The 16,057-nt window shown below is 74.0% G+C and carries 17 protein-coding genes and 2 pseudogenes; 7 read left to right on the top strand and 12 right to left on the bottom strand.

Annotated features, from left to right (window positions below):
* Nucleotides 1-427 (bottom strand): annotated as a pseudogene (locus tag TR48_RS45405) (hypothetical protein); the annotation flags it as partial.
* A gap of 115 nt (nucleotides 428-542) precedes the next feature.
* Here TR48_RS45405 and TR48_RS43125 point away from each other — a divergent pair.
* Nucleotides 543-752 carry a peptidoglycan-binding domain-containing protein gene (locus tag TR48_RS43125; RefSeq protein ID WP_161789812.1) on the top strand — a complete coding sequence of 70 codons (210 nt, stop codon included), beginning with the start codon at nucleotides 543-545 and terminating at the stop codon, nucleotides 750-752.
* A gap of 58 nt (nucleotides 753-810) precedes the next feature.
* Here TR48_RS43125 and TR48_RS11515 read toward each other — a convergent pair whose 3' ends face one another.
* Nucleotides 811-1,401 carry a TMEM165/GDT1 family protein gene (locus TR48_RS11515; RefSeq protein WP_042365962.1) on the bottom strand — a complete coding sequence of 197 codons (591 nt, stop codon included), beginning with the start codon at nucleotides 1,399-1,401 and terminating at the stop codon, nucleotides 811-813.
* A gap of 408 nt (nucleotides 1,402-1,809) precedes the next feature.
* On the opposite strand from TR48_RS11515, the gene TR48_RS38795 reads away from it, so the two are divergent.
* The 3 genes from TR48_RS38795 to TR48_RS11530 all read left to right on the top strand — a co-directional run bounded on the left by TR48_RS38795 (nucleotide 1,810) and on the right by TR48_RS11530 (nucleotide 3,947).
* The gene (locus TR48_RS38795; RefSeq protein WP_052442585.1) at nucleotides 1,810-2,214 is read left to right on the top strand and encodes a hypothetical protein; all 405 of its coding nucleotides are present in this window, start codon (nucleotides 1,810-1,812) and stop codon (nucleotides 2,212-2,214) included.
* A 111-nt stretch (nucleotides 2,215-2,325) separates the two neighbouring features.
* Complete coding sequence (locus tag TR48_RS11525; protein WP_042365963.1) at nucleotides 2,326-3,321, top strand: aldo/keto reductase; 996 nt, start codon at nucleotides 2,326-2,328, stop codon at nucleotides 3,319-3,321.
* 71 nt (nucleotides 3,322-3,392) lie between these two features.
* On the top strand, nucleotides 3,393-3,947 hold the full coding sequence (locus TR48_RS11530; RefSeq protein ID WP_052442586.1) for a DUF1697 domain-containing protein: 555 nt from the start codon (nucleotides 3,393-3,395) through the stop codon (nucleotides 3,945-3,947).
* On the opposite strand, the gene TR48_RS11535 is transcribed toward TR48_RS11530, so the two are convergent.
* Nucleotides 3,922-4,380, bottom strand: a complete 459-nt coding sequence (locus tag TR48_RS11535; RefSeq protein ID WP_042365964.1) for a MarR family winged helix-turn-helix transcriptional regulator — start codon at nucleotides 4,378-4,380, stop codon at nucleotides 3,922-3,924. The genes TR48_RS11530 and TR48_RS11535 overlap by 26 nt on opposite strands.
* Before the next feature lie 81 nt (nucleotides 4,381-4,461).
* Between TR48_RS11535 and TR48_RS11540 the strand changes: the two genes are divergently transcribed.
* A complete protein-coding gene (locus tag TR48_RS11540) occupies nucleotides 4,462-5,991 on the top strand; it encodes a DHA2 family efflux MFS transporter permease subunit (protein ID WP_063770966.1) in 1,530 nt (509 codons plus the stop codon).
* On the opposite strand, the pseudogene TR48_RS40300 reads toward TR48_RS11540, so the two are convergent.
* From TR48_RS40300 to TR48_RS11570, 7 genes and pseudogenes are all read right to left on the bottom strand, one after another.
* A pseudogene (locus tag TR48_RS40300) lies at nucleotides 5,924-6,391 on the bottom strand (methylated-DNA--[protein]-cysteine S-methyltransferase); the annotation flags it as partial. The gene TR48_RS11540 and the pseudogene TR48_RS40300 sit on opposite strands and share 68 nt — an antisense overlap.
* Before the next feature lie 116 nt (nucleotides 6,392-6,507).
* Complete coding sequence (locus TR48_RS11545) at nucleotides 6,508-7,464, bottom strand: ROK family protein (RefSeq protein ID WP_174501689.1); 957 nt, start codon at nucleotides 7,462-7,464, stop codon at nucleotides 6,508-6,510.
* A 95-nt stretch (nucleotides 7,465-7,559) separates the two neighbouring features.
* Complete coding sequence (locus TR48_RS11550) at nucleotides 7,560-8,468, bottom strand: class I SAM-dependent methyltransferase (protein ID WP_042365966.1); 909 nt, start codon at nucleotides 8,466-8,468, stop codon at nucleotides 7,560-7,562.
* 61 nt (nucleotides 8,469-8,529) lie between these two features.
* Nucleotides 8,530-9,084 carry a DUF1990 domain-containing protein gene (locus TR48_RS11555; protein ID WP_084729230.1) on the bottom strand — a complete coding sequence of 185 codons (555 nt, stop codon included), beginning with the start codon at nucleotides 9,082-9,084 and terminating at the stop codon, nucleotides 8,530-8,532.
* Nucleotides 9,081-9,644 (bottom strand): PadR family transcriptional regulator, encoded by a 564-nt coding sequence (locus tag TR48_RS11560; protein WP_042365967.1) that lies wholly within the window; start codon nucleotides 9,642-9,644, stop codon nucleotides 9,081-9,083. Before TR48_RS11560 ends, TR48_RS11555 begins: the two co-directional genes overlap by 4 nt.
* A 32-nt stretch (nucleotides 9,645-9,676) precedes the next feature.
* On the bottom strand, nucleotides 9,677-10,546 hold the full coding sequence (locus TR48_RS11565) for an ABC transporter permease subunit (RefSeq protein ID WP_052442587.1): 870 nt from the start codon (nucleotides 10,544-10,546) through the stop codon (nucleotides 9,677-9,679).
* On the bottom strand, nucleotides 10,543-11,463 hold the full coding sequence (locus tag TR48_RS11570) for an ABC transporter ATP-binding protein (RefSeq protein WP_042366023.1): 921 nt from the start codon (nucleotides 11,461-11,463) through the stop codon (nucleotides 10,543-10,545). Before TR48_RS11570 ends, TR48_RS11565 begins: the two co-directional genes overlap by 4 nt.
* Nucleotides 11,464-11,596: 133 nt before the next feature.
* On the opposite strand from TR48_RS11570, the gene TR48_RS11575 reads away from it, so the two are divergent.
* Together TR48_RS11575 and TR48_RS11580 are read left to right on the top strand one after the other, a co-directional pair.
* Entirely contained in the window at nucleotides 11,597-13,003 is a 1,407-nt protein-coding gene (locus TR48_RS11575) for a sensor histidine kinase (protein WP_052442588.1), read from the top strand.
* A 53-nt stretch (nucleotides 13,004-13,056) separates the two neighbouring features.
* Nucleotides 13,057-13,740, top strand: coding sequence for a response regulator (locus TR48_RS11580; protein WP_042366025.1), 684 nt, complete (start codon nucleotides 13,057-13,059; stop codon nucleotides 13,738-13,740).
* 166 nt (nucleotides 13,741-13,906) lie between these two features.
* Here the strand turns inward: TR48_RS11580 and ligD are convergent, their stop codons facing one another.
* Both ligD and ku read right to left on the bottom strand, forming a co-directional pair.
* The gene (gene ligD / locus TR48_RS11585) at nucleotides 13,907-14,884 is read right to left on the bottom strand and encodes a non-homologous end-joining DNA ligase (protein WP_042365968.1); all 978 of its coding nucleotides are present in this window, start codon (nucleotides 14,882-14,884) and stop codon (nucleotides 13,907-13,909) included.
* Between the two features lie 14 nt (nucleotides 14,885-14,898).
* Nucleotides 14,899-15,996: a non-homologous end joining protein Ku gene (ku, locus tag TR48_RS11590; protein WP_042365969.1), complete on the bottom strand. Its 1,098-nt coding sequence runs from the start codon at nucleotides 15,994-15,996 to the stop codon at nucleotides 14,899-14,901.
* Between the last annotated feature and the right edge of the window lie 61 nt (nucleotides 15,997-16,057).

A 16,057-nucleotide genomic window follows, 5' to 3' on the forward strand; every position in this document is an offset into this window, starting at 1 on the left:
CCCCCACGAACGCCCCGGGGTTCGGGGCGCCCGACCCGGACCCCCCCCCGGTGCCCCCGCCGGTCGCGGCCGCCGCTCCGTCCGCCCCGGTGGCCGCGCCGCGCGTTCCCGCTCCCGGCGGCGGCAGCGGGAACGGCGCAGCGGACTCGCCGCGCCGCCGCTCGGCCGCCCCGTCCGGTCGACGCCGGGCGGCGGGCGCACGGGGCGGAAAGGCGCTGGTCCTGACAGGCGGAGCGATCGCGCTCGTCCTGATCGGCACCGGGGCGGCACTGCTGACCCGCCCCTCCGGCGCTCCCGTCGCACAGGCCGCGGCGCCGTCGACGGACCCGGCCAGCGCCTCCCCGACGGCGTCCGCGAGCAGGTCGGCGTCGCCCAGCGCCTCACCCAGCCACGCGCCGAAGCCGACGCCCTCACCGACCCCGAGCAAGCGGCCCTCGCCGACGGCGAGCCGGTCCCCCTCGCCCTCGGCCGCACCCTCCAGCTCGCCGTCCCCGTTGGCGACACAGTCGGACTCGCTGGGCCCGGGCTCGACCGGCCCGGCCGTGAGCGCCCTCCAGCAGGACCTGCGCCAGGTTCACATCGACCACCGCAGGCCGACGGGCGTCTACGACGACCGCACGGCGCAGGACGTCAGCACGTTCCAGAGCTGGTACGGCGTCCAGGGCGACCCGGACGGCGTCTACGGCCCGAACACCCAGGCCATGATGGCCCAGGTGCTTGCGGGCAACGGCGGCGGGGGCGGGAACGGCTGACCCAGGGGCGGCAGGGGCGGGCGGCAGAGAAGGGCGGCAGGGCGGGGGCGACAGCCCGTCACCCGGTGATCGCGTTGGCGATGCTGATCCCCGCCAGCACCAGCATGATCACTGCGGCGCAGCGCTGGATGACGTGCAGCGGCACCCGCTGCATCAGCTTCTGTCCGCCCAGGATCGCCAGGCCGCCGACCGCGCACAGCGCCAGCCAGCTGCCGAGGCCGACGGCGAGCCAGTCGCCGTACTTGGCGGCGAGGTTCGCCGTCGCGATCTGCGTCAGATCGCCGAACTCGGCGATCGCGATCACCGCGAAGCTCGCGCCCGCCACGCGCCAGAAGCTGTCGGAGCGGGGGGTGCGGCCCTCGGTGCCCTCCTCCTCGTCGTCCTCCTTGTGGAGCAGCAGCATCACCGCGCCGAGGACGAACAGGCCGCCGACCACCGCCTCCAGCGCGCGGTGCGGCAGCAGGGACAACAGCCGGCCGGCCACCAGGGCGAGGGAGACCTGGACGGCCATGGCGGCGGCGACGCCGGCGAAGACGTAGGAGCTGCGGTAGCGCGTCCCGAGGACGAGGCTGGCCAGCGCCGTCTTGTCCGGGAGCTCGGCCAGGAAGATGACGCCGAAGGTGATGCCGAAGACGGCGAAGCTGTTCACGGAAGGGTGGTCCTCAGGATCGGGTGGCGCCGGCCTCGGAGCCCACCTCGTGGACGCTTCGGCGCGGCAGCCAGTGCGAACACGTGGTGTGGGTACGACTGCTGCGGCCGAAGGTCTCGCCGACGCGGGCCGCTGACACGGCTCGTGCCCCGGGCGCCGGGCGGGCCGTGAAGCCCGCCAGTATGTCGACGGTCCGGTCGGGGCTACTCCCCTTCGATCACCCCGAGTCTACCCGAGCGGCCGACGGCGGGACCGACCATCCGATCAGCGCACCGACACTTCATCCTCCCGACGGACGCATGGGAACGGTTGTGCGCACTCCTGCGTCCTCGCATGCGTAAGCTCTGCGTAAATTCGCGCATGAATGTCCGGCTCTTGAATGTCCGGCTGCCCTCGGGGGGAATCCGTATGCCGAACCGATCCGTCCTGCGTGTCCGCAATCTCGCCCTCGCCGGACTCGCCTCCGCCGTGCTCAGCTGCACCGCCCTGTCCGGAACGGCCTTCGCCAAGTCCGGCGCCTACGTGCAGGTGGGGTCACGGGTGGTGCGGATAGGGCAGAACGTGCAGGTCACCGGGACCGGCGGGGACGACTCGGCGCGCTACACCTACGTCTGTCTCGACGAGCGGATCGGCAACGGCGGCTGGTTCGCGCTCGGCTGCGCCGCCCGACCGTGGACCTCCTACGGGCGGACGGTCCGGGCGACGTCCTTCGGGCGGATCGAGTTCCGGGCGCGGCTGCTGGCCAAGAGCAGCCCGAACGGCGCGGGCCGGCTGGACCGCGTCTCGGGCGCCGTCGACGTCCTGGTCCGCTGAGACCGCCCGCGACAGGGCTCCCTCGACAGGCGAGGCGCACTCGGCGAGCGAGGCGCACGCGACAGGCGAGGCGCTCTCGACAAGATCGCGCGGCCGGGCAAGGGTAGCCGCATGGACTACACCTCACTCGGCCGCACCGGCCTGTCGGTCTCCCGGCTCTGCCTCGGCACGATGAACTTCGGCCCGCGCACCGAGGAGGCGCCGGCCCACGCGATCATGGACACGGCCCTCGAGCGCGGCGTCAACTTCTTCGACACCGCGAACGTCTACGGTCAGCAGGCGGGCAAGGGCCGCACCGAAGAGATCATCGGCAGCTGGTTCGCCAAGGGCGGCGGCCGCCGCGAGCGGACCGTGCTGGCCACCAAGGTCTACGGCGCGATGCCGACCCCCGGGACGGAGGGCAGCTGGCCCAACGACGGGCGGCTCTCGGCGCTCAACATCCGCCGCGCCTGCGAGGCGAGCCTGAGGCGGCTGGGCACCGACCACATCGACCTCTACCAGATGCACCACGTCGACCGGGCCGCGCCCTGGGACGAGATCTGGCAGGCGATGGAGGTCCTGGTCCAGCAGGGCAAGATCCTCTACGTCGGCAGCAGCAACTTCGCCGGCTGGCACATCGCCACCGCGCAGGGCGCGGCCGCCCGGCGGAACAACCTGGGCCTGGTGGCCGAGCAGTCCTACTACAACCTGATGCAGCGGACGGTCGAGCTGGAGGTGTTGCCCGCGGCGCAGCACCACGGGCTCGGCCTGATCGCGTGGTCCCCGCTCCAGGGCGGCCTGCTCGGCGGCGTGCTGCGCAAGGAGGCGCGGAGCGAGAGCGGAGCCCGCAGCGCGGAGCGGCTGAAGAACCTGGACCCGGGCCAGGTGGCGCGGCTGCGGCAGTGGGAGGAGCTGTGCGACAAGCTCGGCACGGAGCCGGGCACGGTCGCCCTCGCCTGGCTGCTGCACCAGCCCGTCGTCACCGCGCCGATCATCGGCCCGCGCACGGCGGAGCAGTTGGACACCGCGCTGGCCGCGGTCGACCTGATCCTCGACGAGGACACGCTGGCCGAGCTCGACCGGATCTTCCCCGGCCACAAGCCGGCCCCTGAGGACTACGCCTGGTAGCCGACCCCGAAAGCGCGGCAGTCGGCTGCGCGCTGCCGACGACCGGCCGGCGCGCGGCCTACGATCGGCGCATGAGCGCTGAACAGATCCCGTACGTCGCCTTCCTGCGCGCGGTCAACGTCGGCGGGCGAAAGGTGGAGATGGCCCGGCTCCGGGCCGAGCTGGACGAGCTCGGTCTGGGGCCGGTGCGCACCTACATCGCCAGCGGGAACGTCTTCTTCACCTCCGCCCGCACCGACCGGGCGACGCTTCGCGCCGAGATCGAGCAGCGCCTGGCGGCGACGTTCGGCTTCGAGGTGCCGACCGCGCTCTACACTCTCGCCGAGGTCGAGGAGGCCTACGCGGCCGCGCCGTTCGGCACGGCGAAGCCGGAGGCGCACGAGCGGTTCAGTCTGCTGTTCACCACCGGCCGCCTCGCGAAGGACGTGCTGCCGCAGGCCGGGAAGCGCGGCGACTGGGAGGTCGTCGGCGTGCACGGGACCACCGCCTACGTGCTCTACCGGGTCGTCGACGGCAAGGGACCGGCCAACCCCGTGCCGCTGCTGGAGAAGGCGTTCGGCGTGCAGGGCACGGGCCGGTTCCACCACACCGTCGAGAAGATCATCGCGGCGGCTCGGAAGGGTTGACCGCCGCACGCATCTTGGCGAGCAGGGCGCGCAGTTGCTCGCGCTCGGGCGCGGTCAGCGTGCCCGTGGCAACGGCCAGCGCCCGCGCGTCCTCCGCCTCCGCCTCGGTGTGGTGGCCGAACCCCGCCTCGGTGAGGGTGAGCAGGAAGGCGCGCCGGTCCTCGGGGTGGCGGACCCGCCGCACCAGGCCGTCGCGTTCCAGCCCGTCCACGATCGCGGTCGTCGTGCGCGGCGCGACGCCGAGCATCTCGCTGAGGTCCCGCATCCGCAGCGGGACGCCCTCGCGCGCCAGGATCCGCAGCGCGCGCAGCCGCGCCACCGACGCACCGAGCGGGCGCAGCCTGCCCTCCACGTATGTGCGCAACTCCGTTGTGGTGTCGAAGAGTTCGTCCACCAGGACGTCACTGCTGCCGTGCCGTCGCTGCTTGCCCATCTGCGCCCGTCCTCGCTGTGCGATCTGTGCGACCGAAAACCGTATTGGTGAGCACCCACATAGTGAGTAGGCTCAGTATCTGTGACCGCACTGCGCGCTCAGAACATCGCCGTACCCGTCATGTATCTCGCCTCGGTGTTCCTCGTCATTGTCGACGGTGTCATCACGACCGTGGCCCTCCCCTCCCTGGGCCGGCACTTCCTGCTCTCTCCCACCTCCCTCGACAGCGTGGTCGTGGTGTATCCCGTCTGCCTGGGCATCATGGTCCCCGCCTCCGCGTGGCTGCTGGAGCGCTTCGGCGGCCGCCGGACGCTGCTGCTGGGCCTCGCCCTGTTCACGCTCGCGTCCGGGCTGTGCGGCCTGGCCCAGGACCTGCCGCAGCTCGTGCTCTTCCGCGCGCTGCAGGGCGCGGCCGCGGGCCTGCTCATGCCCGTCGGCCAGGGCCTGCTCTTCCGCACCTTCAGCCCACAGGAACAGGTGCGCCTCGCCCGCCTCCTGATCATCCCCCAGCAACTGGCCCCGGCCCTGGCGCCGGTGCTCGGCGGCGTGCTCGTGGACACCCTCGGCTGGCGCTGGGTCTTCCTGGTCAACCTGCCGCTGGGGATCGCCGCCGTCGTCTTCGGGCTCCTCTTCCTCGACGCGCACCGGCTGGACGCCGCCCGCACCCGGCGGCTCGACCTGACCGGTCTGCTGCTCAGCGGGACCGGGTTGGGCGCGCTGATGTTCGGCATCTGCGCCGGACCCGACCTCGGCTGGGCAGCGCCGCCCGTCCTGGCCGCGCTGCTCGGCGGCGCGACGCTGCTGACCGCGGCCGTGCGGCACCAGTGGCGGGCGCGCCAACCGGCCCTGCGCGTGCGGCTGTTCGAAGACCGGATGTTCCGCCGGGCCAGCGTGCTCAACGCGTTCGGGCTGGTGCCGTTCCTCGGCGCGATGTTCCTCGTCCCCCTCGTCGTCCAGCAGTTGCAGGGCCGCAGCGCGCTCGACTCCGGCACAGCCACCTGCACCGAGGCCGTCGGCATCCTGCTGACCGTCCAGGTCGTCGGCCGCGTCTACCACCGCGTAGGCCCCGGGCCGCTGGTCGGCGCGGGCCTGCTCGGCGTGGCCGCCGTCGAACTGTGCGCGAGCGGGACCGGCGCGGGCACCAGCCTGTGGACCTTCCGCCTCGTCATGTTCCTGCTGGGCCTGTCGATGGGCGCGGTCTACCTGCCGCTGACGGCCGCCTCCCTGACCACCCTCGACCGAGCGGACGCGGCCCACGCCGCGACGCTCAGCACGGTCATGCGCCAGACCTCCACGGCCCTCGCGCCCGCCGTCGTCACCGCGGCCGTCGTGCTGGGCACGGCGACGGGGCGTACCGCCGCGCCGCCCGCCGGGGCGTACCAACTGGCCTTCCTCGCCCTCGGCGTGATCGCCCTGCTGTGCGCGGGCTACGGCTTCAGGCTGGGACGTCCGGGCCGTCCCAGTCCAACATCGGCGGCAGGTGGCCCTCCAGCGTCAGCAGCCAGCGCTTCACCGACATCCCTGCCTCGCCTCCCCCGAAGCCGCCCAGGCCGTCCGAGGCGACCACGCGATGACAGGGCACCAGCAGGAAGAGCGGGTTCGACCCCATGATCTGCCCCACCGCACGGGCCGCCAGATGCTGCTCCGCCTCCTCCTCGAACGCACCGCTGCGGGCGGCGAGCTGCCCGTAGGTGATCGTCTGCCCGTACGCCACCGAGCGCTCGAGCGTCTGCAGCACCTGCCGCTGGACCCCGTCCGTCCAGCGCCAGTCGAGCGGCAGCTCGAACGCGCGGCGACGCCCCTCGAAGTACTCCCCCACGTGGGCGGCGACCCGCGCCGCCCGCTCGTCCCCCTGCGGCGCGGGCTCACCCACGACGCCGCCCCGCGTCGCCTGCAGCATGTCCCCGGGCCCGAAGGTGGCGCCTATGACGCCGTGCTCCGTCAGGGCCACCCGCACCGACCCGGTGGGCAGCGGAGTGGGCACGTCGACCCAGTGGACCTTCGTCTCCATGCGACCGACTCTAGTGGGAGGCACTGACAACCGGGGTGGCGCACCGGTCGGCCCCTCGTCGGCCCCTCGTCGGACTCTCGTCGGGCTCTCGTCGGCCCCCTCGGTCAGGGGCCACCTCAGTCGAGGGCCAGCGCCGCCGCTCCGATCAGCCCGGCGTCGGTGCCGAGCTCCGCCGCGCGCACCGCGAGGTGACGGGTGAACGGCAGGGTCGCGTAGGACCCCAGGTGGCGGCGGAGCGGCGCGAGCAGCAGCTCGCCCGCGCGCAGCACCCCGCCGCCGAGGACGGCGACGTCCAGCTCGACCAGCGTCGCCGTCGCCGCGATCCCGGCCGCGAGCGCGCGGGCGGCCCGGTCGAAGGCGGCGAGGGCGATCGGGTCGCCCGCCCGCGCGGACTCGGCCACGGAGGCGGCGTTCGGAGCGAGCCCGGTCGCGCCGTCGCCGCCCGGACGCCAGCCCTGGTCCAGCGCCCAGGCGGCGATCGCGGTGCCGCTGGCCACCCGTTCCAGGCAGCCGCGCGACCCGCACGGGCAGGGCTCGCCGTCCAGGTCCACGGTGATGTGGCCGAGATGCCCGGCGTTGCCGGTGGGCCCGGAGTAGACGCGGCCGTCCAGCACCAGACCGGCGCCGACGCCCGTGGAGACCACCAGGCAGAGCGCGTTGGCGTAGCCGCGCGCCGCCCCGCGCCAGTGCTCGGCGGCGGTCATCGCCACCGCGTCCCCGCCGAGCGCCACCGGCGCGCCGGCCACCTGCGGCAGCGCGCGGATCTCGGCGGCGAGCGGGAAGCCGCGCCAGGCGGAGATGTTGACCGGGCTGACCGTGCCCTTGACGATGTCCACCGGCCCGGCGCTGCCCACGCCGAGGCGGTCGACCCGCGCCCAGCGCGGGTCCGCGGCGAGCTCGGCGACGACCTCGGCGACCGTGAGGAACACCTCGGCGGGGTCGGTGGCCCGCGCCCGCGTCGGGTGCTCCACGCGGTGGTGCAGCGTGCCGTCCGGGGCGACCAGGCCGCCTGCGATCTTCGTGCCGCCGACGTCGATCGCCGCGATCATGGCTGCGTCTCCGGATGCGCTCATGACCAGCGAGTCTGCTGCCCCCGCGGGGGCGCTGTCCAACGGGCACGCGGCTCCGGCGCGCACGACGCCCGGACGGGTCGGCCGGTCCCGGCCGGTCACGCGGGCCGGCGGCGCCCCACGTAGCGCAGGCCGTTGGCCCGGATCACGCCCGCGTCGATCGCGGCGCGCTCCTGCTCGGCGGTCACGTCCGCCAGCGCGGTGTGGAAGTACGGGTCCCGCTCCAGCAGCACCGTCTCGAAGGGCGAGCGCTCCAGCGCGTCCAGCATGGCCGCGCCGCTCAGCAGGCCGTGGCCCTGCGCCCAGCCCTGGAAGTAGTCGTCCCAACTGCCCCCGGCCTCCTGCCAGCCCTCCCGGTGACCGGCCAGCCACCACGCCGGGGTCCGCGCCGCGTCCTCGCCCGCGTCCCCGTCGTCGATCGCGTCGTCGGTCGCGTCCGCGTCCGCCTCCTCGGGGAGACGGTCGAAGCACCAGCGCGCCGTGGCCTCGTCGAACTCCTCGCGGGCCCACTCGCGCAGCACCAGCAGTCCGCCCGGCCGCACCTGCGCGGCGACGGAGGCGAGCAGCGCGTCCAGGTCCTCGACGTGGTGCAGGGAGAGGCACGCGACCACCGCGTCGTAGGGCAGTTGGTCGCCGTCGGGCTGGTAGTCCTCGTAGCGGCTGCGGGCGAAGCCCGGCTCCTGCGGCGCCTCCGGGTCCACGCCGACGGCCCGGTGGCCCTCGGCGCGCAGCAGCGGAACGAAGCCGCCGAGCACGCCGCAGCCGATCTCCAGCACCGAGCCGGGCCCCAGGCCCGCAAGCTGCTCCCGCACGAACGGCCAGACGAAGTCGATCCGCTTCTGGTCCCCGGGCCGGGGCGCGGCGAACGACAACTCCTCGTCCTCGCCGTGCGCGTGACCATGCCCGTGCGCGTGACCGTGGCCGTGACCGTGGTCGGGGTCGTGGTCAAGACCGTGCCCGTGGCCATGACCACGGCCCTGGCCGTGACCGTGCTCGCCCTGTGCCATCGCTGCTCCGTCCCTGGTGGTGCGGCCGACGGTGCTCAGCCTGCCACAGCGCCCGGCCGGTTCAGCGTGCCGAGCGCGCGATCCCGCGCAGCACCTGGCCGCAGCGGCGGGCGTAGAGGCGCTGCCCGATCGGGATCAGCCCGCCGAGCGCCCGCGTCACCCGCCCACCGGGGCGGCTGAACGCGGTGACGTCGAGCCGCACTCCGCCGTCCGGATCGCGCGTGAGCAGGAACGCCTCCTCCCCGCACTCGGGGTGGCCGGTGAGGGTGCCGTAGGCCCAGCCGTAGCGGTCCGGCTCGTCGACGACCCACACGATCCGGCAGGGCGCGCGCACTACCCCGGCCAGCGTGACCGTCACCTCCGCGCCGACCTCGGCGTGCGGCGCGGAGGCGGTGACGCCGACGGGGAGGCGGCGGTGCATCCGGAAGGTCCCGAGCGCGTCGGCTGCGGCCAGGAACGCGGCGTCGCCGTGACCGATGCGGACGCGGTAGCGCAGGTGCGAGTAACCGGACGGCAGGCTCGTGTCGGCGAGACCGGCCCCGTCGAGGCCGGTGCCGTCGAGGGTGGCGCCGTCGAGGGTGGCGCCGACCTCGGAATAGGTGAACTCGAGCGTCATCCCTCGCCCTCCGCGCCTTCGTCCTCGGCAAGCTCCGTCAGGGCCGCGTCGACGCGGCCCAGCCACTGGGTCCAGAACCGCTCCATCTCGATGCCGGCCTCCAGGACCAGGTGCTGCAACCGCGCCTCCGCCGTCTCCCGCCGGTCCGGTGGGAACTGACGGGTCTCCATCGCGCGGTAGGCGTCGAGCTGCGCCGTGTGCGCGTCCAGGTGCCGACGCACCTCCGCGCCGACGTCGCCGAGCCCCACGACGGCAGCCGCGCGCAGCCGCAGCGCGAGCGGGTCCCGCAGCTGCCGCGGCGGGTCGCTGCGCGAGACCCAGGCCGCGAGCTCGGCGCGCCCCTCCGGCAGCACCTCGTACTCCTTGCGCCGCCCTTGGGCCGGTGGCCCGGGGATCGCCCGGATGAGCCCGGCCTGCTCCAGCTTGCCGAGCTCCCGGTAGATCTGCTGGTGCGTCGCGGCCCAGAAGAAGCCGATCGACTTGTCGAACCGCCGCGTCAGCTCCAGCCCGGAGGACGGCTTCTCCAGCAGGGCGGTGAGGATGGCGTGGGGCAGCGACATGCCCCGATCCTAGGGGCATGCCGCCGAGCGGCTCAGACGTCGCGGCGGCGGACCACCCATACCGCGAGCAGGACCGCGGCCAGCGGCCAGACCAGGTAGTCCAGCCAGGAGCCGGTGATCGTCGCCGGGTAGAAGCCCGGCCGCTCCGACGCCGTCCAGACCTCGGTGAGCCGGCCGAAGGCCGAGACCGGAAAGACGTGCCGGACGTCGGCGGACCACTGCTTGGTCTGCGAGAAGAACTGCGGCAGCAGCAGCACCACGAAGGCCAGGATCCCGATCGTGCCGCCCGCGTGCCGCACCAGCGTGCCGATGCCGAGGCCGACCAGCGCGCAGACCGGCGCCACCGTCGCCGCCGCCACCAGCGCGCGGGGCACGCCCGCGTAGCCGAGGGCGATCGTGGCGTGCCGTCCGCTGAGGATGCCCTGGGCGATCGCGTAGGAGCCGAGCGCGCAGACCCAGCCGGCCGCCGTCCACACCGCCGCCTGCACGACCGCCTTGGCCAGCACCACCGAGCCGCGCGCCGGGACCGCGACCGTGGTGGTGCGGATCAGCCCGCTGCCGTACTCACCGGCCATCGCCAGCGCGCCCAGCGCCCCGGCCGCCAGCATGACGACCACGTAGCCCTCCAGCGGCCAGGAGTCGTGGACGGCGAAGAGGTGCGGGGCCGCCTTCTCCAGCGGGCCGTAGTTGGGCCAGTTGTCGTAGTCGGCCATGGCGGCGGCGGCCGCCGCGCCCCAGGGGACGAGGATCGCGACAAGCAGCGTCCACCAGGTCGAACGCAGCGACCGGAACTTGATCCACTCCGCGCCGACCAGGTCGAGGAAACGGGGGCGGACAGAGGCGGCGGTGCCGGGGAGGGCCGGCGCGGTCCCGGCCCGCCCGGGTGAGGTGACGGTGCTCATCGGCTCTGCCCTGCCAGGTACTCGACGCGGTCGGCGGTCAGTTCCATGAAGGCCTCCTCCAACGAGGCTGAGCGGGTCGCGAGTTCGTGCAGAATCACGCGGTTGTCGAAGGCCAGCGCGCCGATCCGCTCGGCCGACAGGCCGACGACCCGCAGGGCCTCGGCGCCCGCGTGGCCCTCCGGTGCGACCTCGGCGCCGGCCGCGACCAGCACCGCCGTCAGCTCGGCCGCCTGCGGCGTGCGGACCAGGACGCTGTGCCGGGTGGAGCGCGCCGCGAACTCCCGTAGCGGCTCGGCGGCGACGAGCCGCCCGCGGCCGATGACGACGAGCTCGTCGGCGGTGTTCTCCATCTCCGTCATGAGGTGGCTGGAGAGGAAGACGGTGCGGCCCTCCCCCGCGAGGCGGCGGAAGAGCCTCCGCACCCACATCACGCCCTCGGGGTCCATGCCGTTGATCGGCTCGTCGAACATCAGCACCGGCGGGTCGCCGAGCAGGGCCGTGGCGATGCCGAGGCGCTGCTTCATCCCGAGCGAGAAGCCGCCGACGCGGCGTCGCGCGGCGTCGGTCAGGCCGACTTCGTCCAGCACCTCGCCGACCCGGCGGCCCGGGATGCCGTTGCTGCGGGCCAGCGCCCGCAGATGGGCCTCGGCGCTGCGGCCCGGATGCACGTGGTGGGCGTCGAGCAGCGCGCCGACGTGCCGCAGCCCGCGCGGATGGTCGGCGAAGCGCACGCCGCTCACCGTCGCGCCTCCCGAGGTGGGCGCGTCCAGGCCGAGGATCAGCCGCAGGGTCGTGGTCTTGCCGGCCCCGTTGGGCCCGAGGAAGCCGGTCACCTGCCCCGGACGGACGGTGAAGCTCAGGGCGTCGACGGCGGTCTTGTCCCCGTAGCGCTTGGTCAGCTCATGGACTTCGATCATGCCGTCCACGGTGCCGGGCGGGCGGCGTCGTCCGCATCGGACCGGCGGCGGCAACGCGGGGCGGGCGAGGTAGCCCGCAGGAGTAATCCCGCAGGTCGATGCCGGGCCCCGGACCCGCCGTTACGCTCGACGCATGACCGCCGCGCCTCGTCCTCCGCTGCTCTCCCGCGTGCCCTCCGGCGTGTGGGCGGGCCTCGCACAGACCATGGTGACGCTGCTGGTCGTCCTCTTCGTGGTGAACCTGGCCCCGGATCCGTTGAACACCCGCAACGGCGCGGAGCACCAGGGGCCCATGACGGTGGCCCTGTGGATCGCGCTGGGCTCCCTGCTGCTGCGGCGCTACCCGCGCACCAGCATGGGGCTGCTGCTCGGACTCGTCCTGTACACGAGCACGATGGCGGACTACCCCGTCGAGGTCCTCGCCCTGCAGCAGACGCTGCCCGCGCAGTTGGCCCTCTGCTACATCTGCGCCACCCAGCCGCGGAGCGTCAGCACCCCGGCGGCGGTGATGGCCTACACGACGCTGATCGGCTACGAACTCGGCCGCGTCGCGGAGGGCCTGACCTTCTCCCGGATCTACAACCTGCTGCCGCTGCTGCTGATCCTGGTGCTGGCGCAGCTGATCGGCGGCTCGATCCGCACCCGGCGCATCTTCGCCGCCGCGAGCCGCGCGCAGGCCACCGAGCAGGCCATCACCGAGGAGCGCCTGCGGATCGCCCGCGAGCTGCACGACATGGTCGCGCACAGCATCGGCATCATCGCCATCCAGGCGGGCGTCGGCAGCCGGGTCCTGGACAGCCAGCCGGAGGAGGCGCGCGCCGCCCTGCAGGCCATCGAGGTGACCAGCCGGGAGACCCTGTCCGGCCTGCGGCGCACGCTGGTGGCGCTGCGTCAGGCCGATCCCGAGCCCGGCAGCCTGCTCGCCCCGCTCGCCCCCGCGCCTGGTCTCGACGACGTCGAGAAACTCGCCGCGACCACGACCGAGGCGGGCGTCCGGGTCGACGTCGCCTGGCACGGCGAGCGCCGTCCGCTGCCCGGCGACATCGACCTGTCCGCGTTCCGCATCGTGCAGGAGGCCGTCACCAACGTGGTCCGCCACTCCGGCGCCCGCTGCTGCCGGGTGTCGATCGACTACGGGGCTGAGCAGTTGGCGCTGGAGATCGTGGACGACGGCCGCACCGGCTCACCCGGCGGCCCGCATGCGTCGCCGCCGTACGCGTCCCACGGATCCGGGTTCGGGATCACCGGCATGCGCGAGCGGGTCAGCCTGCTGCACGGTGAGTTCGGCGCGGGTCCGCGCCCGGAGGGCGGCTTCCGGGTCGCCGCCCGCCTGCCGCTGCCGCGCGGCAAGGAGGCCGGTGATCGACCCGCCGAGCCCGCAGGGACTGCCCAGTCTGCCGAGACCGCCCTGCACACCGAGCCCGCCGTGCACACCGAGCCCACCGCGCCCGCCGAGCCCGCCGAGCCCGCCGTGCACACCGAGCCCGCCGGGCCGGCCGAGCCCGCCCGGCAGGCCGGGGCGACGGCTGCCGCCGGGTGACCGGAGCTGAGATGATCAAGAGTGCCGAGATGGTCAACACACGTGAGGACGGTATGAGCGACGCCCCCGCCGAGATCCGGATCCTGCTCGCCGACGACCAGCCCCTGGTCCGTTCGGGCCTGCGGGTGCTGATCAACGACAACCCGGACCTCCAGGTCGTCGCCGAGGCCGGCAGCGGCGGCGAGGCCGTCGCCCTGGCCGCCAGCGTGAAGCCGGACGTCGCGGTGCTCGACATCCGCATGCCCGGCATGGACGGCATCGAGGCCGCCCGCCGCATCGTCGAGTCGCCGGACGCGCCGCGCGTCCTGATGCTCACCACCTTCGACGACGACGACTACGTCTACGGCGCGCTGCGCGCCGGCGCCTCGGGGTTCCTGGTCAAGGACATGGCCCTGGAGGAGATCCTCAGCGCCATCCGCGTGGTCGCCGCGGGCGACGCCCTCATCGCCCCGAGCGTCACCCGCCGCCTCATCGCGGAGTTCGCCAGCCGCCCCGACCGCTCCGGCCCCGCCGGCTCCCCGGTCCGCAAACTGGCGGGCGTCACGGAGCGCGAGGCCGAGGTGCTGACCCTGGTCGGACGCGGCCTCAGCAACAGCGAGATCGCGGAGACGCTGGTCATCAGCGTGGCGACGGCCAAGTCGCACGTGGCCCGGCTGCTGACGAAGCTGGACGCGCGGGACCGGGTGCAGTTGGTGATCCTGGCGTACGAGGCGGGGCTGGTCTCCACGCGCGGGTAGCGCGGGCAGCGCGGGCAGCGCGGGCAGCGGGAAGCGACCGGACGCGCGGGGTCGGGCGCAGGACGCGGGGTCGGGCGCAGGACGCGCGGGGTGGGCCGCAGGACGCGCGGGGCCGCCAGACGCGCGGCCGTGGCCTGCGGACGCGGTGTGCTCCCGCGGCCCGACCTCACTGCGGGGTGACCTCCCGGAGCCCCTTCCACACGGGTGCCCGGAAGATCCCACCGGCCGTCAGTTCCTGGTACTCGACCTCCGCCGTCAGCGCGGGCGTGGCCCAGTGCACCGTGGAGTCCGGCCTGCCCAGATCCGCCGGCGTCCCGAGGAACGGGGAGACGTCCGTCTCCAGATGCCGGAGCAGCACCAGCAGGTCCTCGCCCTCGTGCACGCCGATACCGGAGCCCACCGCGCCGAGGTAGCGCAGGAGGCCGTCCCGTCCCCGCTCGGGAACTCCTGCCAGCACGCTGCGCAGGCGTCCGCGCTCGTCCGCCAGCCATCCGCCCAACCGGACGTCCATGCTCTGGCGGTGCTTGTGCTTGATCCACGCCCGCGAGCGCCGGCCCGGCTCGTAGGCGGAGTCGAGCCGCTTCGCGACGATGCCCTCGATGCCGTAGGCCTCCGTCCACTCCACGGCCGAGCGGAGGTCGCCGAGCCAGGCGGGCGGGGTCCGCACGGGACCGTGCTCCTGGTCGAGCGGGAGCTGGAGCAGCTTCGCCCGGCGGGCGGTATAGGGCAGCCGGGTGAGGTCGTGGCCGTCCAGGTTGAGCAGGTCGAAGACCATCAGCGTCACGGGCGTCGAGTGCCGTGCCGCCTGGATCTGCGACGGGCGGCGCAGGCTCATCCGCTCCTGGAGCGCGCCGAAGCTCGGCGCACCGTTCAGGCCGAGAGCCACCACCTCGCCGTCCAGGACCGCGGCCTGCTCGCCCAACGCCTCTGCCACGGCGATGAGTTCGGGGAACCGCTCGGTCGCCTCGCCGCCGGTGCGGGACCGGACGTGGACGCTGCCGTCGCCGGGGACGTAGACGAGGACGCGCATGCCGTCCCATTTGACCTCGGCCGCCCAGTGCGCCTCGTCCCGCGGCAACGGCGCGGTCGTCGCCAGCATCGGCGAGGAGACCGGGAGGGCGATGGGGGTGCGGGCACGGGACATGACGGGCCGTCGGCTCAGGAGGCGCGCCGCGGCGCGGTCTTGCGGGCGGTGGACGCGGTCTTCTTGGCCGCGGCCTTCTTCGTCGCGGCCTTGCTCGCCGTGCTCTTCGTCGCCGTGCTCTTCGTTGCCGTGCTCTTCGTCGCCGTGCTCTTGCTCGCGGTGGCCTTCGCCGCTGTGCTCTTCTTCGCGGCCGGTTCCTTGCCGGTCTGCTTCTCCCCGGTCCGCTTCGTCGATTCGGCGCGCTTGCGCGCCTTCGGCGCCGAAGCCTCCTCCGCGCCCTCCTCCGACTCCTCCTCGCCCGACTCCTCCTCACCGGGCACTGCCTCGCCGCGGCTCGCCTTCGCGGCGGCGACGCTGGAGCGGAGCGCGGCCATCAGGTCGATGACCTCCGCGCCGCCCTCGGCCGCCGGCGCGGGGGCCGGAGTCGCGCCGTGGGCCTTGGCGTCCAGCAGGTCCTCCAGAGCGACCGCGTACTGGTCCTTCTCGGCGTCCAGGTCGAAGTCCTCGGAGAGGGTGTCCATCAGCGAGCGGGCCATCGCCAGCTCCTGCGGGCGCAGCGTCGCGTCCCCCTCCGGGGCGAGGCCCTCGCGCGAGCGGATCTCGTCGGGCCAGCGCATGGTCTGCAGCACCAGCAGGTCATCCTGGACGCGCAGCACCGCGAGCGACTCGCGCGAGCGCATGGTGACCTTGGTGACGGCCACCAGGCCCGAGTCGCGCATCGCCTCGCGCAGCAGCACGTACGGCTTGGCGGGGGCCTTGTCGCCGAGACCGACGTAGTAGGGGCTGTCCCAGCGCAGCGGATCGATCCGCTCGGCGGGGAGGAAGGCCACCACGTCGATGATCTTCTTGCTGGGCACGGGGAGGGTCGCGAGGTCCTCGTCGGTCAGCACCACGACGCCGCCGTCGGGCGTGTCCCAGCCGCGTGCGATCTCGCCGTACTCGACCTCGCGGTCCTCCGCCTCGCAGAAGCGCTTGAGCCGGACGCGTGAACCGTCCTCGCGGTGCACCTGGTGGAGCACCGGACCGGAGTGCGTCTCGGTGGCGGGATAGAGCTTGACCGGTACGGCGACCAGACCGAACGTGATGCTGCCCGTCCAGACGCTGCGAGGCATGGGGTGAACCTTTCGCGGGGTGCCGACCTCTCGTGGGGGGTATTGACACGTTATGCCCCAA

Origin of the sequence: Streptacidiphilus neutrinimicus (assembly GCF_000787815.1) — a bacterium.
GTDB classification, from domain to species: domain Bacteria; phylum Actinomycetota; class Actinomycetes; order Streptomycetales; family Streptomycetaceae; genus Streptacidiphilus; species Streptacidiphilus neutrinimicus.